The sequence below is a fragment of the Mycobacterium sp. NPDC050441 genome (assembly GCF_040655355.1).
Classification (GTDB): domain Bacteria; phylum Actinomycetota; class Actinomycetes; order Mycobacteriales; family Mycobacteriaceae; genus Mycobacterium.
On the sequence record NZ_JBFAJS010000001.1, the window covers coordinates 425,319 to 449,650 of the forward strand.

Annotated in this window: 20 protein-coding genes; 10 read left to right on the top strand and 10 right to left on the bottom strand. The window is 65.8% G+C overall.

Translation table 11 applies throughout. From position 1 onward, the window contains the following. Positions 1-4,488, top strand: a complete 4,488-nt coding sequence (locus AB0I14_RS02100) for a hypothetical protein (RefSeq protein ID WP_358015150.1) — start codon at positions 1-3, stop codon at positions 4,486-4,488. Between the two features lie 12 nt (positions 4,489-4,500). Here the strand turns inward: AB0I14_RS02100 and AB0I14_RS02105 are convergent, their stop codons facing one another. From AB0I14_RS02105 to AB0I14_RS02115, 3 genes are all read right to left on the bottom strand, one after another. Continuing rightward, positions 4,501-6,324 (bottom strand): ABC transporter ATP-binding protein, encoded by a 1,824-nt coding sequence (locus tag AB0I14_RS02105; RefSeq protein ID WP_358015153.1) that lies wholly within the window; start codon positions 6,322-6,324, stop codon positions 4,501-4,503. 25 nt (positions 6,325-6,349) lie between these two features. Further along, positions 6,350-7,261, bottom strand: a complete 912-nt coding sequence (locus AB0I14_RS02110) for a hypothetical protein (protein WP_358016709.1) — start codon at positions 7,259-7,261, stop codon at positions 6,350-6,352. 63 nt (positions 7,262-7,324) lie between these two features. Next, complete coding sequence (locus AB0I14_RS02115; RefSeq protein ID WP_358015156.1) at positions 7,325-7,999, bottom strand: hypothetical protein; 675 nt, start codon at positions 7,997-7,999, stop codon at positions 7,325-7,327. Positions 8,000-8,258: 259 nt separating this feature from the next. On the opposite strand from AB0I14_RS02115, the gene AB0I14_RS02120 reads away from it, so the two are divergent. Further along, positions 8,259-9,113, top strand: coding sequence for an AraC family transcriptional regulator (locus AB0I14_RS02120; protein WP_358016712.1), 855 nt, complete (start codon positions 8,259-8,261; stop codon positions 9,111-9,113). Positions 9,114-9,246: 133 nt separating this feature from the next. Beyond that, positions 9,247-10,422: a hypothetical protein gene (locus AB0I14_RS02125; protein ID WP_358015159.1), complete on the top strand. Its 1,176-nt coding sequence runs from the start codon at positions 9,247-9,249 to the stop codon at positions 10,420-10,422. 52 nt (positions 10,423-10,474) lie between these two features. On the opposite strand, the gene AB0I14_RS02130 is transcribed toward AB0I14_RS02125, so the two are convergent. Then, on the bottom strand, positions 10,475-11,296 hold the full coding sequence (locus tag AB0I14_RS02130) for an AraC family transcriptional regulator (protein WP_358015161.1): 822 nt from the start codon (positions 11,294-11,296) through the stop codon (positions 10,475-10,477). Between the two features lie 301 nt (positions 11,297-11,597). On the opposite strand from AB0I14_RS02130, the gene AB0I14_RS02135 reads away from it, so the two are divergent. Together AB0I14_RS02135 and AB0I14_RS02140 are read left to right on the top strand one after the other, a co-directional pair. Beyond that, on the top strand, positions 11,598-12,938 hold the full coding sequence (locus AB0I14_RS02135; RefSeq protein WP_358015164.1) for a hypothetical protein: 1,341 nt from the start codon (positions 11,598-11,600) through the stop codon (positions 12,936-12,938). Positions 12,939-13,210: 272 nt separating this feature from the next. Then, on the top strand, positions 13,211-13,615 hold the full coding sequence (locus AB0I14_RS02140) for an AraC family transcriptional regulator (RefSeq protein ID WP_358015167.1): 405 nt from the start codon (positions 13,211-13,213) through the stop codon (positions 13,613-13,615). On the opposite strand, the gene AB0I14_RS02145 is transcribed toward AB0I14_RS02140, so the two are convergent. Then, entirely contained in the window at positions 13,590-14,306 is a 717-nt protein-coding gene (locus AB0I14_RS02145) for a GntR family transcriptional regulator (protein WP_358015169.1), read from the bottom strand. The two genes, AB0I14_RS02140 and AB0I14_RS02145, sit on opposite strands and share 26 nt — an antisense overlap. 178 nt (positions 14,307-14,484) lie before the next feature. Between AB0I14_RS02145 and AB0I14_RS02150 the strand changes: the two genes are divergently transcribed. From AB0I14_RS02150 to AB0I14_RS02165, 4 genes are read left to right on the top strand one after another with little or no spacing between them, the layout of a single operon-like run. Continuing rightward, complete coding sequence (locus AB0I14_RS02150) at positions 14,485-15,459, top strand: phosphate/phosphite/phosphonate ABC transporter substrate-binding protein (RefSeq protein WP_358016715.1); 975 nt, start codon at positions 14,485-14,487, stop codon at positions 15,457-15,459. Between the two features lie 6 nt (positions 15,460-15,465). After that, a complete protein-coding gene (gene phnC, locus AB0I14_RS02155; RefSeq protein ID WP_358015172.1) occupies positions 15,466-16,278 on the top strand; it encodes a phosphonate ABC transporter ATP-binding protein in 813 nt (270 codons plus the stop codon). Continuing rightward, positions 16,275-17,870 (top strand): phosphonate ABC transporter, permease protein PhnE, encoded by a 1,596-nt coding sequence (gene phnE, locus AB0I14_RS02160; protein ID WP_358015175.1) that lies wholly within the window; start codon positions 16,275-16,277, stop codon positions 17,868-17,870. Before phnC ends, phnE begins: the two co-directional genes overlap by 4 nt. Continuing rightward, the gene (locus tag AB0I14_RS02165) at positions 17,846-18,859 is read left to right on the top strand and encodes a zinc-binding dehydrogenase (RefSeq protein WP_358015178.1); all 1,014 of its coding nucleotides are present in this window, start codon (positions 17,846-17,848) and stop codon (positions 18,857-18,859) included. Before phnE ends, AB0I14_RS02165 begins: the two co-directional genes overlap by 25 nt. Positions 18,860-18,939: 80 nt before the next feature. Here the strand turns inward: AB0I14_RS02165 and AB0I14_RS02170 are convergent, their stop codons facing one another. The 4 genes from AB0I14_RS02170 to AB0I14_RS02185 all read right to left on the bottom strand — a co-directional run bounded on the left by AB0I14_RS02170 (position 18,940) and on the right by AB0I14_RS02185 (position 22,854). Continuing rightward, the gene (locus AB0I14_RS02170; protein ID WP_358016718.1) at positions 18,940-19,809 is read right to left on the bottom strand and encodes a glycoside hydrolase family 16 protein; all 870 of its coding nucleotides are present in this window, start codon (positions 19,807-19,809) and stop codon (positions 18,940-18,942) included. An 87-nt stretch (positions 19,810-19,896) separates the two neighbouring features. Beyond that, on the bottom strand, positions 19,897-20,346 hold the full coding sequence (locus AB0I14_RS02175) for a cupin domain-containing protein (RefSeq protein WP_358015181.1): 450 nt from the start codon (positions 20,344-20,346) through the stop codon (positions 19,897-19,899). 71 nt (positions 20,347-20,417) lie between these two features. Next, a complete protein-coding gene (locus AB0I14_RS02180) occupies positions 20,418-20,711 on the bottom strand; it encodes a hypothetical protein (protein WP_358015183.1) in 294 nt (97 codons plus the stop codon). 298 nt (positions 20,712-21,009) lie between these two features. Then, a complete protein-coding gene (locus tag AB0I14_RS02185; RefSeq protein WP_358015186.1) occupies positions 21,010-22,854 on the bottom strand; it encodes an Hsp70 family protein in 1,845 nt (614 codons plus the stop codon). Positions 22,855-23,156: 302 nt separating this feature from the next. Between AB0I14_RS02185 and AB0I14_RS02190 the strand changes: the two genes are divergently transcribed. Beyond that, positions 23,157-23,615, top strand: coding sequence for a nuclear transport factor 2 family protein (locus tag AB0I14_RS02190; protein WP_358015189.1), 459 nt, complete (start codon positions 23,157-23,159; stop codon positions 23,613-23,615). A gap of 3 nt (positions 23,616-23,618) precedes the next feature. Here the strand turns inward: AB0I14_RS02190 and AB0I14_RS02195 are convergent, their stop codons facing one another. Further along, entirely contained in the window at positions 23,619-24,272 is a 654-nt protein-coding gene (locus tag AB0I14_RS02195; RefSeq protein WP_358015192.1) for a L,D-transpeptidase family protein, read from the bottom strand. Between the last annotated feature and the right edge of the window lie 60 nt (positions 24,273-24,332).

The following is a 24,332-nucleotide window of genomic DNA, read 5'->3' on the forward strand; positions in this document are numbered from 1 at the left end:
ATGGCGACCACCCGCGTGATGACGACGGTGCTGCCGTACTCGGTCGACCCGGACGACACATTCCATGTGTCCCTGTTGTTCTCGCACCGACTCATCGGCGGCGGAAAGCTCTCCGATTATCCGGCGGTGGCCAACTGGGTCACATCGCTCAAGGCCAACACCACCACGTTCACCTTGCACACCGACGCACTGGATCCGGTGCGCTGCACACCGCTGCTCGGCGTGGCTGATCAAAGCGTGTGGGAGAAGGCGTTTCCCGCAGACACCACCACGGTCGCAGATTTCCCGAATCCCGATGTGACGCAGAACGACTGGAAGAGCTACCCGGCGCATCGCACCCCCGATCATGCCTTCGACGCCCACAACGCGTCGGCATGCGCCTCTCCGGTCAGCCGCCCTGCGGTCACCACAGCCCCGCTGGCCGCGGAGCTACTGTCCACCTTCCGCGACATCAACGAGCTGCGCGGGTTGATTGCGGCATTGCTGACCTACCGCGACAACCGCGACAGGGAGCTCGACAACTTGGAGGCCGCGCGGACCCGGGCAGTGCAGGGCGCGCTGTCGCCGACCAAGCCGGCACCCGATGCCGGCCCGCCCCCCGGCGGGGGCGGCGGGGGCGGCGGACCGCACCTCGGCATCCAGGACGAAGAGGCGTCGATTACCCCGCGCACGTCGCCGATCGACCTTCTACTCTCGACCGAGAATGTCGACAACCACATCACCAATTACATTGCACAGCTTGATGACACCACCGCGAACACGCCGATCAAGAAGATGCTGCGTGACGCCCACGCCACCGCAGGCTACTACCACCGGCCCGAAGAGCAGCCGCATGATACCGACAACGTGGCGCCCGCCGCGGCACCTCCCCGCACACCCCATCCCGATCCGGATTTCCATGAGCGAGCCGCGGCAGCCTGCAGCGTCAAGACCCTGGCTCGGGCGCTCGGCCTGGTAGTCGACCTGGAGGTTCACAAGGACGACCTGGCGAAACTGGCCACGGCCACCCGGATCTGGTGTGACGTCAAGATCGCGCAGACCGAGAAGTACGTCTCCCCAGTGACGCTGTGCACCACGTCGGGAATGCAGTTCCTCGCGCAGGCCAGGGAGCCCGACCGCTGGACCGGCGGCCGGCTGCGGTTGGGTGACGAGGATCGGTACCGCGTGGTGGATCTGGATCCCGACGCGGGCGGCATGTCCTTGGAGCAATTGCTACGTAGCGTGCTGCGGGCGCTGGCCATCGAAGCCAACGGCGACGGTGGCTCGTTCGCACCACCCGGCGTGCGCGCCACGGGGTTCGCGGTCGCCGAGATCGATCGCCCGGACCGGCTCAAACATCAACTCGACAAGAGCCCGAAGGGTGAACCCGCCGTAGACCAGGCCGGTGCGCAGCCGGGGCCCGAACTCAAATTCGAACATCTGCTGCGAGGCACTCGGCTCGAGGTATGGGACGACCTCACCAAGAGCTGGCACAGCCTGCACGAGCGGTCGGTGGTCGCGTCGTTCGGCAAGAACGAGATCTTCAAGGCCAACGACGACGTCGGGCATCTGCAGAACCCGCCGATGAGCCGGGTGCCGGGCGATCCGACCAACAACCCGTTCTATGTGCATGAGGTGCTCGCCGGCTGGGACGGTTGGAGCTTGTCGGCGCCACGTCCGGGAAAGCTGGTGATCCACAACCCTTCCGACCACCCGGATCCCGGCAAGGAACGGATTGCCGATCAGCCGGAGTCGACCAAGAATCCAGGGCTCGGGGTGCGGTCGACGGCCAAGCACGGCTCGCTGCCGGCGTTGCGGTACGGCTGCAGGTACTCGTTCCGGATCGCCGGGGTGGACCTGGCGGGTAACAGCGTGCCGATGAACGCGGATCTGCCGACCGAGGTGTCAGAAGGCCAGATCCTGGCTGCGACGGCGTATCTCGATGGAGTGCGGACAAAGACGACGGCCCGCGACAACGCCAGTGTGACGGCGGATCTCCGGACGCAGGGCAAGCTGCAAGCGCCGACCCTGGGCACCGGTGACGGCGTGCGCGCCGCTGCCGAACGAGCGATGGCGTCGGTGGTCGAGGCAGCGTCGTCGGTGCGCACCCGCCCGGAGTTGGACACCCTGCCGGAGGATCTGGCCCGGTTGATCGCCGATGCCGACGCCGCGACCATCACGGTGCCCAAACCGTTCCTGCGCTGGGATCCGATCACGGCCCCCACCTTCGTTCCTCGCGTGGCATATGCCACCGGTGAGTCCTTGCAGCGCATGGTGATCCGCACAGGTTTGACGGGAACACCGGGTGTGACCGAACGCCACATCGTGCCGCCGAAGGGCAGCGAGCTCGAAGCCGAGCAAGACGGGCGTCTGGACCAGCTGATGCGGGAACGCAAGGTGGCGCGGGCCTATGCGATCGCGCTCAAGGAACGCGGCAGCCTGTTCTACAAGGAAGTCCAGGACCTCGACAATCCGAAGGGCACCATCATCCAGCCGGGCATCAAGTTGCTCTCCATGCCCAACGTCACCAAACCCCTGACGCTGGATGAGATCCAGCACCCCGAGGTGCAACCCGCCGCCGGGCAGTACATCGTGCACGACGTCGACAACCTGTTAGTGCCGTACCTGCCGGATCCGATGGCAGACGGGGTGGCACTGGTGTTCTACGAGGCCGGCGCCGATCACAAGTTCACCAATCCCCGCGTGTTGCAATCGGTCACGCTCAAGTACGCAGGCGAGTGGCCACTGCTGCAACCGCTGCGTCTGGTGCTGCACGACGCCCCGCGGTTGGACGCCGAGCAGGTCGGCAACGTCATTCACGTAGGCCTGCCTCCTGGTGAGCAGGTCGCGGTGAAGGTGTCCTCCACGCTCGACGACGCCCATCTGAACAAGATGGGGCTGTGGGTCACCAGCCCCATCAACGACCCGAATGTGCCGGAAGCCGACCGTGAGGTGCTGGCCGCGGCGGCCCGCGACGGTTGGCTGTGGTGGCTCACCCCGGATGAAGACCTGCGCCTGGTGCACGCCACGGCCCGGCCGGCGATACCGCCGAAGATCTCCCGGCTCGTCGCCGAACCCCGCTCGGCCAACGTCGTCGCCGCCAATCTGGACGGTGTGCTCGACGTCCACGGGGCCAGCACCGACAAGGTCGAGCTGCGTGCGGAATGGACTGAGAGCATCGATGATCCGACGGCACCCGAGCCGGCGTCCCGCACCACGCGGGAGGTCGTCGTCAACCATCGGATCGAGGAGAACGAACGCTACTCGCTGCTGACGCTCGACCCGAACGCGAAACACGTCGGTTCCCGCGATGCCGAGGTGCCGGTCAGGCGTGCCGTCCACACCCTGCCGGATACCAAGGCACGCAGGGTGAGCTACCAGTTGCACGGATCGTCGCGGTATCGGGAGTTCTTCGTGCCCGACGAACTACCGGCGGTCGACGACCCCGAGTCGATGGGCAACAAGGTCGAGGTCAGCATTCCGAACTCGGCGATCCCGGCGCCGCCGGTGGTGCATGACGTGATTCCGATGTTCCTGTGGGAACAGACAACCGAGCCCGAGCATCCGTTCGCGATCCGGCGTAGCCGTCGCAGCGGGGTGCGGATCTGGCTGGACCGGCCGTGGTATTCCAGTGGCGACGGCGAGATGCTGGCGATCATCGCCACCGGCGATCCGACGCTGGCGAAAGACAAGACGGAGAGCGTCAGCCTGTGGGCGCGCGACCCGATCCTTGCGGGGGCCAAAATCCCCGATTCCTATGAGGTGCCGGTGCTCACGGCCTGGCAACAACGGGCGGTGCAGTTGAACCTTGCGCCCGAAAGCCTTCCGGGCCGGCCCGAATTGCATGTGATCAAGCCCGGCAGTCCGACCGCGGGCGACAAGGTGATCAACGCCTACGCCTACACCCCCGATTTCGATAAGGGCCGCCGGCGCTGGTTCGTCGACGCGGTCTTCGAATCGGCCGGCGTCAACTGGCCGTTCCTGCGGTTGGCTGTCGCCCGCTATCAGCCGAATTCGATTGCCGGGATGGAATTCTCGCAGGTGGTGGCTACCGACTTTGTCCAGTTGCCACCGGAGCGGATCGGTACCCTGAGCCGCCCCGACACCGACCATGTCCGCATCAGCGTCACCGGCACCACCTCGGTGACCAACGCACCGGGCATCACGCTGCCCAACCAGCCCGCCAGCCTCACCGAGCGGTTGACCACCTCGCATCGGGTGGTCACCACACTGCAGGTCCGCAGCCAAACCTCGGGCTCGGACCTGGAGTGGAAGAGCGGCGATGAGGTGCCGTGCACGCTGGCGGGCGTCGACGAAACCACGTACAAGGCCACTTGGACAGCCGAATTGGCGTTGGAGCCTTCAGAACAACTGCAGACCCCGGGCACGGTCGACGATCTGCGCGTGCAGATCGAGGAGTACGAAATCCTGTCGGCCGACGAAACCCCGGGAACGCCAGGGCTCACGCCCGTCGAGCGGTTGGTGTACGCCGACCACTTCTATCTGTAGCCGCGGCGACCATCAGCTCCCGTTCTGTACGTCGTGCAGTCGCCTGTACAGGCCGTCCTGGGCCATCAGCGTCTGATGATCGCCGCTCTGCGAGATGCGCCCGTCCTCGAGCACCAGGATTCGGTCGGCCACCGCGGCGACGAAATCCAGGTCGTGGCTGACCACAAGGCAGGTGCGCTCACTGGCGTAGCCTCGGATGACCCCGATCAGCCGGGCTCGCTCGTCGGCGTCGAGGTTCTCGGTCGGCTCATCGAGCAGCAGCACCTCAGGTCGGCGCAAGAGACAACGCGCGAGCGCGATCAGGCGTTTCTGCCCGCCGGAGGGGATCTGGACGTCCACCACGGTGTCGTAGCCGTCGTGCATCTTCGTCGTGATGACCGAATGGATGTTGGCCTGGGCACAGGCTTCTTCGATGTCCGCGTCGGTGGCCTGCGGCCGGGCCAATCGGATGTTCTCCCGGATGGTGTCCTTGGTGAAGAACGGGAACTGGGCGAGTTTGGACACCTGATCGCGCAGCGACTCGATGGTGACGGTCGAAATATCGGTCCCGTCCAACAGGATCCGCCCGCCTTGGGGATCCCGGAACCGCAGCATCAGATTGAACACCGTCGATTTACCCGAGCCGATACCGCCGACCAGTCCGACGGTCTCCCCCTCGGCGATTGAGAACGACAGCCCTTCGACGATGTTGCGGTCGGGCGTGTAGCCGAAGGTCACATCCTCGAAAACCAGGTTGCCGTGTACCTCGCCCAGTGCGACGGCATCCTCGGCTTCGCGCACGGAAGGCGAGGTGTCGAGCAGTTCGTAGGTCGAGATCACATTCGGCGCCAGGGCCTGGTATGTGGTGTACGCCCCTAGAACCCGTTGAGCAGCACTGAACATCACCGGAACCACACCCGCGAAGACCAGGAGGCCCGCGAACGTCAGTCCGAAGTGCGCGCTGAGCCCCACACCGACCAGCAGAACGATGACCGTGCTGAGGGCCACGAATATCTGCGAGCCGTTGACGGTGGCCTGCATCCAGACAACCGAGGCTGCCGATCCCTTGGCGGCTTCCTCGGAAACCTCGTGAAATCGCCTGCTACGGACGGGTTGCGCGTTGAACATCTGAATTTCGGCGATCCCGCTGATCGTCTGCTCCACCTCGGTGGCCATCGCTCGCTCCGCGTTCATCACGCGCCTCATCACCGCCTGCACGTGGCGGCCGACGAATCGGAGGGTGATCAGAGCCAGCGGGGTGAGCACCAACGCGGCCACCGTCATCTGCCACGAGATGGCCAACAGATAGCTGATCACCACTACCAAGACGACGAGGTCGATCAGCGGCGGCAGCAGGCAGTCGGTCAGGAGTCGTTGCACACCAGCCGATTCCGTCATCACCCGGTGCATCAACTCGCCACTGCGCGAGGTCAAGAAGAAATCCAGGGACAGCGACTGCAGGTGGTCGTGGACGCGTTGGCGGATATCGACCAACAGGACCCGTTCAACCCTCGCCCCGATCCAGGCGTTGACGAAGTACATGAGCTGGGTCAGGATCAGCGAGCCGGCCCAGACCGCCAGAAGCACCACGAACGGCACCGGCCCGGCCAGCGATTTCAGCAAGCCGTCCTGACGGGCCACCAGCGGGCCACTCAGATCCCATACGCTGCTGAGGTTTCCGCTGTTCCCAGCCTCGGAGATGACCTGCACCATCGGCCCGAATGCGGCCACCGTGACGTAGGGCAGCGCCGAGGCGATCACCCCGATCACCAGCAGCAGTACCAGCACGCGCCGCACCGCCCGCAGCATGCCGAGACTGCGCCACACCAGATTCAGCGACGATGCCACGTCGGCCACGTGCACCCCCTCTGTCCCGCGAAGGCTAACCTGCGTGGTCGTTGCTGTCGCGCGGAGCCTCCGACGGCGCTGACGCATCGTCGGAGAAGAACTGGCGGAGGGCGAGGAACCCGCCGTGCCGGAATGCCTCGTAGGCCCAGATCGCGGCGATGATCGGCAGTGGGCCGAACGCCACCCACCACCGCGCCGAGGGCGGGACCAGTTCGGCGATCACCTGGGAGCTGGGTTGATCGTCGACGACGGCCGGCAGCCATTCGTGCAACAGGATGGTCAGCATCCGGGTGGCCTCGAACGGGCCGGCCACGGTCGACAGCACCCAGCTCAGCGAGGCGATGATCAGTGCCCACGGCCAGGCCAGCAGTAGCGACTGGTCGTCGACGATGTCGGCGGCCGATCGGATCGATTCGGCGATGAACGCAAAACCCAACGCCACCAACAGCACACCGATCTGCGCGGCGAGCAGATCGTCGAGCACCGAGTTCGCCAGCTCGTCACCGCTGCGCGTCGGCAGACCGAACGCGAGTGACAGGAGGCCGGCCAGCAGGGCCAGCAGCATCAGCGCCGAGGTGGAGTCGTCGATGCGCATGAACGAGTCGGTCAGGATGCGCATCACCAGGCGCGACGAGGACGCCGGTCGGGTCCGGTACAGGATCATCACCACCAGCCCGGAGATGACGATCGAGATCAGCCAGGCCACCACGGCCGCGCAGATGATCACCAGTGCCAGTGAGCCGATGACCGGGACCAGTTGCTCATTCGCGGTTTCCCCGTTGCGGACCACTAGCAGGGGCACCAGGCCGATGGCGACCACGCCCAGGGCGCGCACCAGGATCGGCAGTGTGAAGCCGGCGATATCACTCGCGTCGAGGTCGGGATCGCTGCGGCGGATCTCGCCGATCTCGGCGCTCACCACCGATCGCGCCCGGCGGAACGACATTCTGCGTGCCACGACGCGAATCTAAACGGCGTAGTGCTCCCTGGTCTTGGGGACACGCCACGCTCAGCGCAGGTAGAGCTCTCCGCCTGAGGGGTAGCCGCCACCCTTGGTGGTCAGGTGAACATGGTCGTAGTGGCCGTAGCCGCCGGCTTTGGCCCCGCCGTCCGGCGTGTAATAGGTACCCCGCCAGATAGCATCCTGCAGCGCAAACCGATCGGCGTTCTTCAGGGCATAGGCCACGATCCGGTTGCCGAGCGCGATGCCCTCAGAACTGCTCGGGTTGGGGATCATCACGTCGAGCGCCAGGCCGTTGGGGTGCCAGCGGAGCGCGTCCGGACGGACGCCGCCGATCTCGCGGATCTGGGGGAAGTCGGCGTGGACACTGCGGGCGGCCAGGATCGTCTTGACCTGCAGGCCCCGCTCGGGTGCGATGCCGACGGGCAACAGCTGGGGAATGTTGATGACGCGCCAACGCGAGGCCGTGCCGGGCTGCTCCTGCGCGGCGCTCAACGAGAGGGTCTGCACGGAGGGAGCCGACGCGGCCGCGGCGGGTGCGGCCACGATCTCCATGCAGCACGGCGCAGCTTCGGGGGCCGCGGCGGCTTCGGCGACGTGCTCAACGGGGTACGGATGGGCGTCGCCACCGCTGGCGAAGAAGGCAGCGACCGGCGCAAGGATTGCAGCCGCTGCCGCCGGAAGTTTGCGCTGGCGGGGGCTGGCTAATGCGTGTCGGCCCACACGGGCACCATACGGGTACTTCTGTGACAACGCAGCAACCCCTCCCCCGATCTACGAGTTTCCTCAGAAACGTGTCAAGCATTTCGGCGGCGTGTTTTCGCAGGTCATTGGTTACAAATTGGTCACGGAAATAAGAGATCGATAAGGCTTGCTAGCTTGGTATTTCAGGACGAAAACACCCACTCACCCACCTGGGCATCGCTACGCTCCGATCCGGATTGACGCAGCCGCAAGGCGCGCAGGAGGTACGCGTGTGGCAATGACGCTGTGGACCGGCGACCGGCCTCAGACCCGCCGTGTCGTGCTCGGCGAGAGGGCCATCGCTACCCGCGGCCTGTCTCTCAGGTTCGCGACTGAGCAGATTCACAACACGACGGATTGGTGCTGCTTCGACGACACGCGCCACCTTGTCTATGTCCACCGCGCCGGGCACCTGCGCTCGATGGAAACCGACCTGGACTGGGGCCCGTCGGGCCGGGGCGTGCCCAGCGTGGGCGATATCTGGGTGGTGCCCGCCGGCGACAAATGCGCATCACTGGTCGAAGGCGACACCGCCGAGTACTGCGAGATCGCCATCCCGGGCCATGTGCTCGGCGCGACGACGTTGATTCCCCGCGTCAAACACCGCGACCCGCTGATCCATCAGATGGTGGAGCGCATCTACGAGGTTGCCGATCGCGATGACGCGCTTGCGCGACTGCTCACCGACTCGGTGGCCGAGACGCTTCGACTGTTGGTCACCGATATGTACACGGTGGACGCACCACAACGCCCCGAGCATCGGCTCGACACCCTGGATTCCGTCGCCCGCGCGAAGCTCGTCGAGTTCCTAGAGGACGGTCTGGACTCGGAGATCACCCTCGAAATGCTTGCGCAGCAAGCGAAGATGTCCGTGGGCGGTTTCATCAAGGCATTTCGGGCGGCCTTTCACACCACGCCCTATCAGTTCTTGCTGGACCGGCGGATCGAACGCGCCAAGTCACTGCTGCTGAACACGACGCGCACCGTCACCGAGATCAGTGCGATGGTCGGGTTCTCGACGCCCAATCATTTCGCCACAGCGTTCCGGCACCGCGTCGGGGTATCACCCCGTTCCTACCGCGGCGACCACTGACCACACGGCGACGGCCGGACCCAGGTCAATTATTCAAACGTCCAAAGAATGCGAATGTTGTTCGACGACTTTCCAGATACCTTCGCGCGGTCAGTGAGAACTGACGCCCTCATCTGCGTCGAAGGAGACCGTGTTGAACCTCGCTCTACGGCCGTATGTGACTGCCGGCGTCGCCTTGGTCGGCGCCAGCGTCATCGCAGTCACACCGGTGACCGCGCCCCCACCCGCAATGCAATCCCACTCGATACAACTCAGCGCGGCCATCGACAACCCGATCGAGGTCTTCGCCCCGGTCTTCGCCCAGGCGAGCACCGTGATTCAAAATGCGATCCAGGCCGAGATAGACGATCCGTTCCCCATCATCGTCGGGCTGGCCGGCAAGCTCGCCGCGGACGGCAAGACGCTCGGCGACATCGCCAGTACTCTCGGCCAGTCCTACGCGGGGCTGGTGGCCGGCCTCCCAGGGGCGTTGACGACGTACGCCCAGAAAATCGCAGCCGGAGATTTCACCGGAGCGGTTGGCGCGTTCATGCCCATCGCCATGGGACCGTTCATGACCACGTTCATGCAGCTGATGAACGTCCAGAGCTTCGTGAAGACCCAGTTCGATGTCGCGAGGGATTTGACCGGCGCCGCGATCCTGACCGCATGGTCCCTCGGCCCCGGGCAGCTGCTGTCGGTGTACGGCGTCATCGGCGCGGTAACGAACACTCTCGGCGAGCTCGTAAAGGCAGTTCCCACAGGTGATCCCGGCAAGATCGTCAACGTTATCCAGCACGGTGCCGCGAATATCGCAACGGCGGCCCTCGGCGCTGCCGACTTGTGGAGGTGGTCCCTCGACGACGCACGTCAGAATTTCCGCGACATCCTGAACCCACCGCCGCCGGACCCGGAGGAAGAGTTCCGGACCGCGAAGGTGGTTCCCGATCTGGCGAAGTCACTACCGGCCGCGAAGGCAGTGACGCTCGAAGCACCGCTCGCGGTGCCGAAAACCGAGGTAGTGACGGAGGCCGTTTCGTCCCCCGCGGTGGCCCCCACGAACGAGGCAACCGCGACGGAGGAGGTGACGACGCCCGCGACGAAGCCTCTCGTTCGGGACAGCCTGGTCGCGGTGCCCGGGAAACCCGGCGTGACATCGGCCGGGAAGACGGAGAGAAACAAGTTTGCCTCGGCCGTCAGTGAACGAGTCTCGGCTACGGTCAACAAGATTGGCGAAGGCATCAAGTCCGCCCTGGCCAAACCCGAGAAGAAGCCAACGACCGCATCAACCGGTGCCGAAAAGGCAGGCGGTGCCGGAGACACCAAATAGCACGGACGTGGGCCCCTTCCGGATAGGGAGGGGCCGTCACGTTCTCAGGCGGTCACGTATGGCGCCGGTAGTCGCTGGGCGAGATCCCGACGCGCCGCTTGAATGCCGTAGCGAAGTGGCTTGGTGTCGAGAACCCCACTGACGCGGCAATTTCCGCGATGCTCCGTCCGGAGGACAGCAGCAGGGACTTCGCGCGGTCGATCCTCAAGTTCAGCAGGAACTGATACGGCGTGGCGTGAAATGCCCGACGGAAGGCGTCGATGAATCCCTGGACCGACATGCCGGCCAACTGAGCCAGCGCATCCAGATGAATCTCCGAGTCCAGGCTGTCCTCGAGGTATTCGACGACAGCAGCGCGGGTCGCGGAGTCCAGGACCCTCAGTTCGCGCGGCCTGGGTGGGGCGTCGGCGTACTTGTCCCGGATCAGCAGGCGCATGGTCTCGGCGACGGAGTCGGTGAGCAACCGCGCAAGCGCGTCGTCCCGGTTGGCGACGCTGTACATCTCCTCGACCAGATGGTGGATCAGCAGGTCCCGGTATTTGATCCGGGGAAGCAGTGCGGTGTCGCCGATTACCCGCCGCGGGATCGCGATCTCGCAGTACCCCGCCACATTCCCCTGGACGAGAGCCGCGCACTGGATGCCGGCGGGCTTCCACCAAATTTCCCCCACCGTCGGCGGCACCTGGCCGGTGGGCCCCCAATCGAGCAAGGTCTGCATCGAATGCATTGCGCCGCCCCGATATACGTACACCAGATGGTGCGTGTCGCTGAAGCTGCACCAGTCCGTGGGCTCAGAAATCAGCTCCGTCGCGAAGTTGAACGACAGCCCCCGCGCCGCAACATCTTTGTGTTCCAGCACGACACGTGGGGTCATCGGCCGATCGCCATCCCATGGCTTCATCCCCATCTCAGCAACTCCCCAGCACTGATTCACCGTCGGCACGACACTATGCCCGACTTGCCTCCGAGCAGAACACTTTCTCGGATCGCGGTTTAGCCGGAATATTTTGAAAGTCAAAAGAATGTGAATGCGGTTCTGCGGATCAGTCCGTACTTTTTCGGCGGGTCAGCGACAGCTGACATCTTCACCTGATCCGAAGGAGCCCGAGTTGAGTCTCGCTCTACGACCCTACGTAACCGCCGGCGTAGCCCTCGTCGGCGCCAGCGTCATCGCCGTGACACCCACAGTGACGCCTCCGGTGGGTACCGAATATCTGGATGCACGTCTGTCGTCGGCAGTACAAGACCTGTCGACACCAGACGTCGTAGCACCGCTGGATGTGGACTGGATAGCAGGACTACTAAGCGCTCCCAACGCGCTGGCGGTGCCGTCCCCCCAGACAGCAGACGCCGATGCCACGCCATTCCCCAACCCGCTTGGTCAATGGTCGGGGATCGTGACCGAGGCGGTTGCCAACTTGACACTGCTCGCGCAGCTGATCGCAAGCAATCCAGCGCCCATATTGCAACAGATGATCCAGAATCAGCTCGGCTACGGGCAGACCTATGCCGCAGCGATTGAAACTGTTGTCCGGAACGCGATCACGCTGTTCACGCCGGGTGCGCCCGGCGGGGTGTTCACGAATCTGCAGACAATGGCGCAGCAGTTCGCGGCCGGGGACATCCAGGCTGGATTCAGCACCGTCCGGAACACCATGATGAGCCTGGTTTACCAGCTTGGTATGCCGATGCTGCCGACCATATATATTCCGGTTTCGATGGCGAGGAACTTTGCGAATGCCGTTGAGCTGCTGCCAACTTTCGCCGTCACTGCGGGACTAGGTGCGGTCTCACTGATAGGCACGACCATCTCCACAATGGGACAGTCCGGACAAGCAATTGCCGACGCGGTGAAAGCGGGTGATCCGGTCGCGGCCATCGGGGCTGTGCTCAGCACTCCCGGAGACATCACTCAAACGGTCGTGAACGGATGGATGGGCTTCGGCGGAGGGCTTATCGGTCCGAACGGCCTTGTGACCAATCTGCTCAAGTTCCGAGATACCGTCGCCGGCGCGCTCGGAGCAGACGGAGCCGAGGCAGCTCCCGCGGTACAGCAACTCCTGAGCAACGTCGAAAAGGCCGTCGACACGGGCAGGTCCACCATACTCACCGAGACAATCGCCCCCAAGGCAGATGCGACCGGATCGGCCGACATGGCATCGGCTCCCGCTGAGGCGCCGCAGGCGATCGAGTCGTCGACGACAAGCGCGGACCTTGAAGCCCCGAAGGCACAGCCAACTGAAGAGCCGAAGACTGTTGACGAGGTGACGGACTCCACCTCCGAAGCCGCCAAGCCTACGGTGCGGAACAGCCTCGTTGCCGTTCCAGGAAAGCTGGGCAGCACGCCGGCAGCGACCAAGCCGGCCGCCAAGGCCGCCTCGGATGTTCGTGACGGAATCTCGGCTACTGCCAAGAACATTGGCGAAGACGTCAAGAAAGCATTCGCCAAACCAGCCAAGCAAGCCAAGGCCGAGAAGAGCGACGCCGGTGCCGGCAGTTCGGGGGATGCCAAGTAGCACCGACGCAGGTCGGCCTGGCCGGGATCGTCATTCGATCACGGCCAGGCCGTAGTCACGCAGGTCGATGTCGCTCTCCCCCTCGAACTGGGCGGCTCTGAGCGAACGCTTTTGTGACTCAGTTACATAGACGAGTATCGAGTTTCAGGTCTGAACAGCCGCCCGCGCGAATCCCCCGGCAGCACACCAGCTCACGGAAGGCCCGCATTGCCCATGAAAGCTGTGGATCGGCAGCACAACGCCTCATCGACTCAAGCGGTGAAGCCCTGAAAATGGTAAGCACCCACATCCGCGCGGCATACGCACCGGTCCGGGCCGATCGCGGAACCGACACCCTCAACTTGGCCACCCAATCCAAGCTCATCGAATTCCTCGAGGACAGCATCGACTCAAGCGTCACCCTCGAAGCTCTTGCGCGGCAGGCGGACATGTCGGTGCCCGTTTTCATCACTGCCTTCCGCGCCGCGTTTCACACCACCCCGTATCAATACCTGCTGGACTTGCGGTTCGAACGGGCCAAGTACCTACTTCGGCATACCTCGCATCCGATCGCCGAGGTCAGTGCACTGGTGGGCTTCTCGAGACCCAGCCACTTCTCCAGTGCCTTCCGGCGGCGCGTCGGAGTATCACCCCGGGTCTATCGGGACCGCCCTACGAAGCAGTCATCACCGCGGTGAATGTCATCCGGTCGCCTCGGTACAGGGACCGCCGTTGCTCGATCGGAATCCCGTCCTGGTCGTAGGACACTCGATTGAGCAGAAACATCGGAGTGCGACTGTCCACGGTGAGCAGCGCCGATTCGCGTGAATCCGGCAGCGCGGTCTCGATAGTGTCGACAGTCCGATCGAAATGGATGCCGCGGCTGCGGATCTCGGCGTACAGCGACTCGCGGTAGTCGAAGGTTTCTTGCAGGCCCGGATAGCGGGCCGCGGGGAGCTTGGTGGTCTCCAGCCCTACCCGGATGCCGTCGGTGGTCAGGACGCGCTCGAGCTGCAGGATGGGTGCGCCCACGTCGATTCCGAGCTGCCCGGCCAGGATGTCGTCGGCGATCAGGTCGCTCCAGCCGACCAGGATGCGTCCGCCGCTACGACCCTGTTCCTTGGCGGCTTCGGTGTAGGACCCCATGGACAGCGGCTGCAGGATCTTGGGCCGCGCGACGACCGTCGTTCGGCCGCGGCGTTCAATCCTCCCGGCCAACAACAACTCTCGCAGCGCCTGGCGGACTGTCTCACGGGCGACGTCGAATCGTTCCGCGATCTCCCGCTCGGCCGGGAACGGATCCCCCACTTCGAGGTCATCGAGCAGCCGCTCCAGTTGCGCGCGCACAACCTGGTGCTTGAGAACCCGGGGTTCGGCACTTGTCGCCACCCGCTCACCGTAGCAAGTTTTGGTCTAGACCAAAGACTTGCCGTGTTGTTAACCTCCCCGCCAACTTCGATGCACCCGTTGGTATAGACCAACGCACAGGGTGTGGGGCATGGCAGTTGCGTACCTCCGCCGGCGCACTGCCCATCAAACGCCCCTGCCCCGAAAGGTCCCGCGCGCCATGAAGTTCCGCACCCCGTGTACCGCAGCCCGCCTGGCTACCGTGGTCGCTTGCGCCGCGCTCGCGCTGGCCGGCTGTTCCAGTTCCCACAGCTCCGACGCCAAGACCGCTCAGGGTTTCCCGGAGACCCTCACCCTGGCCGCGATCCCGGCCGAGAACTCCACCGACCTCAAGGCCAGCTACCAGCCGCTGATCAAGCTGCTGGAGAAGGAGACCGGCGCCAAGGTCGATTTCGTCCAGGCGTCCGACTACGCCGGGGTGGTCGAGGGCATCATCGCCAACAACGTCGACCTCGCTTTCTTCGGCCCGTTCGCCTACGTGGTCGCCGGCGTCAACGGTGCCAAAGTCACCCCGGTCGGCGTAGTGATCCAGGACAAGGGTGCCAAGCCCGGCTACCAGTCCTATGGGCTGGCCCGCGCCGACGAGGCGAACATCAACGGCCTCAAGGACTTCGCCGGCAAGAAGGTCTGCTTCGTGGACCCGAGCTCGACGTCGGGCTTCCTCTATCCGACCGCAGGCCTGATCGAGGCCGGGGTGATCCAATCCGGGTCTGAAGGCGATCTGTCCGAGGCGATGTCACCGATCTTCGCCGGCGGTCACGATTCCTCGGCCTTGGCCATCGCCAACGGTGACTGCGACGCAGGCTTCGCGTTCGACACCATGGTCGACAAGACGATGATCGCCAAGGGCGATCTCAAACCCGGCCAGCTCAAGACGGTGTGGAAGTCGGAGATGATCGCCGGGTCGGTGTTCGCCGCCAACGATTCCCTGGGCAGCGAGGCCATCGGCAAGCTCAAGACCCTCTTCGCCGACAAGGTCAACGTGCCCAACCTTGAGGCCGAAGGCTTCTGCCAGGGTGACGCCTGCCGGATCACCGACGAACGCGCCTGGGGATTCGTCCCGGTCGAGGATTCGGACTACGGCGGCGTGCGCCACGTCTGCGATGTCACCGGCTCCGAGAAGTGCAAGGGCTGAGAACCCATGAGCGCAGGCGGACCCCACCACCCCGTCGCGGGCGACGACCTCGTCGTCATCGCCCGCGACGTCACCAAACGCTTCGGTGACACCCTGGCCCTGGATCAGGTCAGTCTCGACGTCCGGCGCAGCGAGATGTTGGTGCTGCTGGGCCTTTCCGGCTCGGGCAAGTCCACCCTGCTGCGCTGCCTCAACGGGCTGCACCCGGTGACCTCGGGCAGTGTCGAGGTCGGAGGGACTCACGTCGACACGGCCTCGGCCAAGCAGTTGCGCGCACTGCGCCGCAACGTGGGGTTCGTGTTCCAGCACTTCAACCTCGTCGGGCGGTTGAGCTGCCTGGAGAACGTCCTGATCGGCGGGCTCGGCCAACTGCGACTCCCCCGCTACGGCGCACTGACCTACCCCAAGGCCATGCGCGCCGAAGCGCTCGCGTACCTGGACCGGGTCGGCCTGGCCGACTACGCCGACCGGCGCGCCGACACCCTCTCCGGTGGCCAGCAGCAGCGCGTCGCGATCGCCCGCACCCTGATGCAGAAACCCGGCCTGCTGCTGGCCGATGAGCCCGTCGCCTCACTCGATCCCGAAAACGCCAGTGTGGTCATGGATCTGCTGTTCCGGGTGTGCATCGAAGAGAAGCTGACCGTGGTCTGCACGCTGCACCAGGTGGACCTCGCACTGGGCTGGGCACACCGGCTGGTCGGCCTGCGCAACGGCCAGAAGATCCTGGACCGGCCCGCGGTCGGAATGACCCGCGACGACGTCATGGAGATCTACCAACGCGTCGACCCCGCCGCCCGTTCGGCGGCCCGTCCCTCGTGAGCACCGACCTGACCGAGCGCCCGGCCCCGTCAGCACCGCCGACGCCCCAGCGCGCGCCGCTGCCCGGTCTCCTGCACCTGGTCGCCATGGCCGCGGTGCTGGCCACCATCGTCGCCGCCTGGTCCATCGACTTCGCCCCGGGCACACTGCTGAACGGGCTCGACGAGGTCGCCGCACTGTTGGAGCGGATGATCCCGCCGCGGCTGGACGATCCGGGACGCATCGGCGGACTGGCGGTCGAGACCCTGCTGATGGCCGTGCTGGGCACGGTGCTCGCCGCGATTGCCTCTGTGCCGCTGGCCTTCCTAGCCGCGCGCAACACCACCCCGCACCCGGCCGTGCAGGCCGTGGCTCGGGCGATCATCACGTTCTGCCGCGCCATGCCCGATCTGCTGTTCGCCGTGCTGTTCGTCCGGGCCCTCGGAATCGGGGTGCTCCCCGGCATTCTCGCGCTGGCGCTGCATTCCATCGGCATGCTCGGCAAGGTGTTCGCCGATGCCATCGAGCAGAGCGATCCGGGTCCGCGGGAGGCGGTGCGCAGCACCGGCGTCGGCTACTTCCGCGAGATGCTCAACGCCGTCGTCCCCCAGGTAGTGCCGTCCTGGATCGCCACCTTCATCTACCGCATCGACATCAACCTGCGCATGTCGGTGGTGCTGGGTTTCGTCGGCGCCGGCGGTATCGGCTTCGCCCTGCAGGATGCGTTGCGGGGCTTGATCTATCCGCGGGCGCTCGGCATCGCCTGCGTCATCCTGGCGATCATCGCCGCGATGGAGCTGCTGTCCATCGTGATCCGCCGGATGCTGCTGGATTCCGCCCAGTCGAACCCGGCCCGTGAGCGCGCCGCCCGGTTCGTCTTCGGCGGTGCGCTGGTCGCAGCCTGCATGGCCGCCCTGGTGGTGCTGAAGATCAATCCGCTCTCATTGGTCACCTGGGTGGGGCCGGCCATCGAGGTATTCACCCGGATGATTCCGCCCAACTTCTCGGCGCTGGGCAGCGAGTTGTTCGCGGCCGCAGGACAAACCGTCGCCATCGGTGTGGTGTCCACCGCCATCGGTATCGTGCTGTCGCTCCCCGTCGGAATCCTGGCCGCCCGCAACGTCACGCCCCACCCGGTGGTCTACTGGCTGGCCCGGGCCTGGATCCTGCTGGTGCGGGCGGTACCCGAACTGATCCTGGCCGTGGTGTTCGTCGCCGCGTTGGGGCTCGGCCCGATCGCGGGTACCTGCGCACTGGCCATCGGCTCGATCGGCTTCCTGGCCAAACTGGTCGCCGATGCGGTCGAGGAGATCGATCCCGGCCCACTGGAAGCGGTTCGATCGGTGGGCGGCGGATGGTGGAAGACATTGTTCTCCGCGGTGATTCCGCAAGCCATGCCGGCGATGGTCGGGTCCAGCCTGTACCTGTTCGACGTGAATGTGCGGACCTCGACCATCCTGGGCATCGTCGGCGCGGGCGGTGTCGGCTACCTGCTGTTCGAGTCCATCCGCACGCTGAACTTCGATGTCGCCGGCGCGATCGTCCTCGTCATCTTCATCATCGTCTACGCCATCGAAAGGTTGTCCGGATGGATCCGATCCCGCCTCGTGTGACGGCGGCCGCGGTGTGGACCGGCTCCGGTGTCGACGTGCGAACGGTGCCGATTCCCCAGCTCGGCGCCGGTGAGGTGCTGGTCCGGGTGCGGCTGGCCACGGTGTGCGGCAGCGACCTGCACACCGTCATGGGCCGACGTCCCGCCGCCTGCCCCTCGGTCCTCGGCCATGAGGCCGTCGGCGACGTCGTCGCCACTGGCCCAGGTGCGGATATCCAAGTCGGGCAACGCGTTATCTGGTCGGTGACGGTGGCCTGCGGTACCTGCAGCCGGTGCCGTTCCGGCCGCAGCGCCAAATGTCTGTCGGTGCGCAAGGTGGGCCACGAGCCGTTCGACGGCGACTGGCCATTGTCGGGTTCCTATGCCGCACATGTGGTTCTGCCTCGCGGCACCACCATCGCCGCGGTCCCCGACTCGCTGCCCGACGCGGTCGCCGCGCCCGCGGCGTGTGCGACGGCGACGGTGATGGCCACGCTGGAAGCCGCCGGTGAAACGACCGGCCGGCGCGTACTCATCGGCGGGGCAGGCATGTTGGGGCTGACCGCGGTCGCGGCATGCGTGGACGCCGGGGCCGATGTGCAGGTGGTGGACCGCAATGCCGATCGGCTGGAGTTGGCGTCACGGTTCGGCGGCCGGGCCTCCGATGGCGGGCCCGTCGATGTGGCCGTCGACTACACGGGGTCTTGCGCGGCCGTCTCGGATGCGTTGGGACGCCTCGACATCGGCGGCACCCTGGTCCTGGCCGGATCCGTCACCCCGGGGCCGCCGCTGGCGGTGGATCCGGAAACCGTTGTGCGGCACTGGCTGACCATCACCGGCGTGCACAACTACGAGCCCCGGCACCTGCACCGGGCCGTGGAGTTTCTCGACCGCACCCGCGAGCGTTATCCGTGGGAAGCGCTCGTCGTCCCCCCGGTGCCGCTCAAGCAGATCGCGTCGGCGCTCAATCCCCCGCCGCCCGGAAAGCTACGGACCGCGGTCTCTCCCTGAACGCCGAAACTACGGGTTATGACGTGAAATCTCTGAAAGGCGTCAAAACCCGTAGTTTCGCGGAAGATCCGGAAGAAAACTCAGCCCTGGAAGACGCGAATCCAGTCGACCAGCATCTCCGCCGGGTAGTTGCCACCGCTCGGATCGCGGCCACCCGAGCCGCCGACGGCGATGTTGAACACCGGCACCAGGGTGTAGCCCGGGTCATTGAAAGGCCAGTCTTCCAACGAGTTTGCCGGGACCTCGAAGTAGGGTTCCATGCCCGGGGCATAGTCCTTCCAGAAGTACATGCCCGTCGGCATCCACGACATCCGCCAGGTATGCCATCCGCTGTCGATGGGGTGCGGGTCGGTGGCGAACGACTCGCCGTCCAGCCGGGCGTGCACCGTCGAGCCCGACGGCCAGTCACGGTTGCCGTACCACTCGACCAGATCGACCTCGCCACCACGGACGGGATCGTCATTGAGGAGCCAGAACGCGGGCCAGGCGCCGTCGGTCAGGCAGTTCAGCTTGACCCGGGCCTCCCACGTGGTGCCGATGCCGCCGCGCCAGTTGCCGACGACCTTGGCGCCGGCGTACTTCTCCTGGACGGTGGTGCCCGGGCCGCGCGTCGCGCGGATCACCAGGTTGCCCTTGCCATCCTGGAAAGCGTGGTCCGTGTCGGTGACGTAGCGGCCCATGTTGAACGGCTTGTCCCACTCAACCGGGTTCTTGATGGTCTCGCGCTCGGGCACCAGGTGCCACCACGCCGGGTCCGGCGGGGACCCGGCCGGACCGTTGAACTCATCCTGGAACAGGAACGTCGGTGACGCCGCGGTAGCAGCCGGTGGGGTGGGCGCTCCGGGCGCTCCGGGACCGGGTGCGGCCGGGTCGGCATTGGCCGTCCCGGCAGGCAGCGCTGCCGCTGCCACGCCCAGACCCATCATGAACATCACACTGCGACGATCCATCTCAGGCACAGCAGAACCTTAACCGAACTCTTACGGAGATATCCGACCCCTGCCCAAAGTTTCGTCGTTACAAGCCTGTTTCCGCAGCTAGGGACACTGGGCAGGCGCGTCGTCACGCACCGGAGCGTCGGCGGGCAGCGTGTAGGTCACGACGACGTCCGCCTCGCCGGTCCCCTCGTTGGTCACCTGGTGGGCCACCCCACCCGGGATGACGACCATCTGGCCCGCGGAGTACACCGCAGGCACACAATTGCCCGCGCTCCGCACGACCACCGTGCCGTCGTTGATCACCGACTGCTCCGGTCCGGGATGGGTGTGCCAACCGCTTCCGGCCCCTGGTTTGAGTAGCAGGCTCTGCACATGCAAGGTGGTCGGCTGCCCCGCCGTCACGACCCAGATCGGCGCGGTGGTGGTGCCTTTGCCGAGATCGGTGCGCACGACGTCACCCTCGGCGGGAGTTGCTGCAGCAGGTCCAGCGAACGAGCCTGCGACGACGGTGACCACGGCGCCCACGACGACGGCATGAATGCGCTTCATCTTTCCTCCCAGCTTTGACCGAGAAGGTACCGCCGAACCAGACTCCCGGCAGGGTATTGCCGAACCCGCGCTCAGTCGTCGCCAGAGGCCGACCCCTTCGCGGCGGCCTTGCCACGACTGCTGGTGTCGTCCTTGCCGTTCTCGCCGGCGTTGGGGACTCGGACCGCCTTCTTGACCGCGGCCCGAACATCGCCGGTTGCCTCGTCCACCTGATCACGAACATCCTTGGCCGCGTTGCGGATCTGCGCGCGAGCGTCTTTCACCGCGGACTTCACCTGGGTGTGGACCTGCGTCGCCGATGCCCGGACCTCAGCACGAACCGGTTTCTTCGCGACCTTCTCGACCGGCTCTGCCACCTTCGTCACCGACACCTCCGGCCGTGACGCTGTAACACTCAGCGGCGCAGTAGGTTCCGGTGTCACTTCCTCCGGTTCCGGCGCACCGGGCAGGAACTCATCCCGGAACCCGCCCCACCCATACCCACCATGGCCAGGAACGTTACGCGACCGTCAGTTCGTTGTATTGACAATGCGCACAACACTTTTCGAGCAGAGAAAACCCGATCGCATCAAGGGAGACCGAGCGAAGACAGCTTGCTCACGATCTGCCGCCTCAACCTTTGCGAAATGCCGTTCAGCGAAGGCGCAGCAACACCACAGGTCGTCACGGGTACGGCTGGTACGGATACTGCGGCTGCTGCTGATAGGGGTACTGCGGCTGTTGCGGGTAAGGGTTCTGCGTCTCGCCGCGGTTCGGCACCTGGATCGGAATGGGCACCGGGACGAACGGCACGGTGACGTACGTCGTCGTCATCGGGTTCGTGGTCGTGGTGGTCGTCGTCGGCGTCGTCGTGGTGGTCGTGGTGGTCGGCGGCGTCGTGGTGGTCGTCGTGGTTGTGGTGGTGGTCGTCGTGACAGGAGGAGGCGTCGTCGTCTGCGTGACGACGTGCGTTTCCGTCACCGGTGGTGGCGGCGCCTGGGTCACCGTGACCGGCGGCGGTGCGGGCGCTTGCGTCACCGGCTCGGGGGCCGGTGGCGGCTCGGCCGGCGGCGGGGGTGCGACCGGACTCGGTGCCACCTCCTGCGGAGGCAACGGCTTGGGCTCGGGCGGCTTGACCTCTGAACTCGGCGCGGTGCCCGTCGCACTGGTCAACGCATACGTCACACCACCGATGGCGACGAGGACCAGGGCCGCAGCCACGGCGAAGACCGTCAACGGCAACCGCTCCCACCCGCCGCGCGGCTGTTCGATCGGCCCCGTCGGGGGTACGTACTGCACGGCCGGACGCGCCGCGGTCTCAGTGCCGTAGGACTCCGCCAAATCGGGTCCGGTGTAGGGCACCACGTCGTCGCCTGCGTCGTCCTCCGACCAGGCCAGCGCCCGAAAGGTGGACGAACCCTCAGAACCTCCTGGGCCGGAAGGGATCCCGGCCGTCGGCAACGCGGCCGCCACACCCAGGGTGGGGGCCACGCCGGTCTGAACATCGGCATCCGCGGCGTAGGCGGCGGACAACGCGGCACCGATCGCAGCATCCAGCGCCGGTTGCGGAGTCGTTACCACCTGCGCCTGTGAGTGTTCCGAAAGCTGTTGGGTGACAAGAGGAATACTGGCACCGCCGCCGATGGTCACGACCGCCGAGACCGCCGGCCAACTGATCCCGTTGCGCTCCAACGCCTTTTCCAGCGCATCCAACGCACCGGCGAGCGGCGCCCGCATCAGCCCCTCGAGTTCGGTGCGGGTCACCCGCACCGTGGCCGAATATCCGGGCAGCTCGACGCCCAGGTCGGTGGCAGTCTCTGCCGACAGCCGTTCCTTGGCCTGACGGCATTCCTCGCGCAGCCGGGCCAGGGAGCCGACCGCGGCAGTACCGGCCGGATCGATACCGCCGGCTTGGGCGGCACCGTCGAGCACGTGGGTCAGCAGTGCCTGATCGATCTGGTCACCGGAGAAATCGGGATAACGGGTGGTCTCGTCGATCGGCTCGAAGGCCGACGCGGCGTCGGCCAGCGTGATGCTGGTACCGCCGCCGCCGAAATCCAGCAGGGCCACCACGCCGTTGGACGGCAGGCCCGGGTTGGCGCGCAGCGCAGCCAATGAGGCGACGGCATCGGGGATGAGCCGGGGCGGCCGCCCGTCGCGCGACAGGCTGGGATTGTGCCGCAGCGCGTTGCGCAGGGCCCGCAAGGTGGGCGCACCCCAGTGCGCGGGCACCGCGATCGCCAGCTGTTCGGAGGGTCCGCCGACAAGCTCGACCATCGCATCGAGGGCCTCGACCAACAGGGTGTCGGCGGGATAGGACGCACCGTCGGGCGCCACCAGCGGCACCGGGTCGCCGACCCGCTCGACGAATCCGCTGAGCGTGACACCGGGACCGGATTCGGGCATGCCGACCTGCGGCGTCCGGTCGGTCGACAAGGTCAACACCGAACGCCGGCTGACAGGTTGATTGCCGACACGCGCCGCAACCAAGTTGGTGGTCCCGATCGACAACCCCAACGGGCCGCTCATAACGCACGCCACGATAGCCGCCGCAGAGCCCCGCGGCCGTCCGACACTCCGCGGGGACCGCCCCAAGCACGTTCCGCCGGTTCGCCTTTGATCTCTTCAGCAACGCTCATCCGTTGCATAGGTACCACGATGGTCACTGCACACTGCCGCTGAATCAGTGGACCGGCAAACCATTTCAGGCCCTCTGGCGAGCGTGCAGCTTGCAGAGCCGGACACCACATCTTTGCCGCGAAAGAGTGCACGTTCGCCACAGTGGACACAGAGGGTATTGCGCCCGCCGGAGTTGTGCTCAAATGTCGGGCATGGGTGACATCGACGACATCAAGCAAGTCAAATACCGGTATCTGCGTGCGCTGGACACCAAGCACTGGGACGAGTTCGCCGACACCCTCACCGAGGACGTCGCCGGCGACTACGGACAGTCGATGGGCAAGACGCTGCACTTCACCGACCGCGACTCGCTGGTCGAGTACATGAAGGCTTCGTTGGGCCCCGAGGTCATCACCGAGCATCGCGTCGCACACCCCGAGATCGAGGTGAACGGCGACGAGGCCACGGCCACCTGGTATCTCCAGGACCGCGTGATCGTCCCGAGCATGAACTTCATGCTGTTCGGCTCGGCGTTCTACCACGACCGCTACCGCCGCACGGCCGACGGCTGGAAGATCAGCGCCACCGGCTACGACCGCACCTACGACGCCACCCTCTCGCTGGATGGCCTCAACTTCAAACTGGAACCCGGTGCCGCCCTGAATCTTTGACGGCTATTTCGCGACGGCGATCAACGCTCCCGGCCGCAGCCACTGCATGATCTTGACCAAGGTCGCGTCGTCGATCGCCACGCAACCCGCCGTCGGCCCGCCATCGGTGGTGTGCACGAAGAACGCACCACCGTTGCCGGGTACCCGCGCCTTGTTCACGCCCATCACGATGGCGTGTTTATAGGCCGTGATGTCGAGGTTCTCGGTGCCGCTGGCCGGGTCGGTGTTGAACGGGCACTGCGCCTTCTTGCACACCTGCATGGTGTTGTAGGTCGGGCTCTTCATGTCCCCGTCCCACCAGTGGTCCGGCGTGACCTGCACATACTGCAGGCCGCCGCCGGGATTGGGTGCGGTGCCGAACGCGAAGTCGAGGGTGAAAATGCCCATGGGCGTCTTCATTTCACCGTCGTGGGTCTGCGGGGCCATGCCTTTGGCGCCGATGTTGGCGTCGATGCCCGCACCGACCGGCTGCCACCCGGACGGCCCGCGTTGCCAGACATCCATCTTCGCCTTCGTACCGCCCACTCCGACAACGGAAATCACCTGGGTGGCGTTGCCCACCGACGAGGCGAACCAGGGCGGGTCGACGGCGCCGGCCGTGGGCGCGCATGCCAGAGCCAACACCCCGGCACACAGCATCGCGAGCAGTCGGCGCATCCGTCCATCGTCGTCGGTGTCCCTATCGGCCGGATAAAGCTTGGGGCACGATCCGGTCGC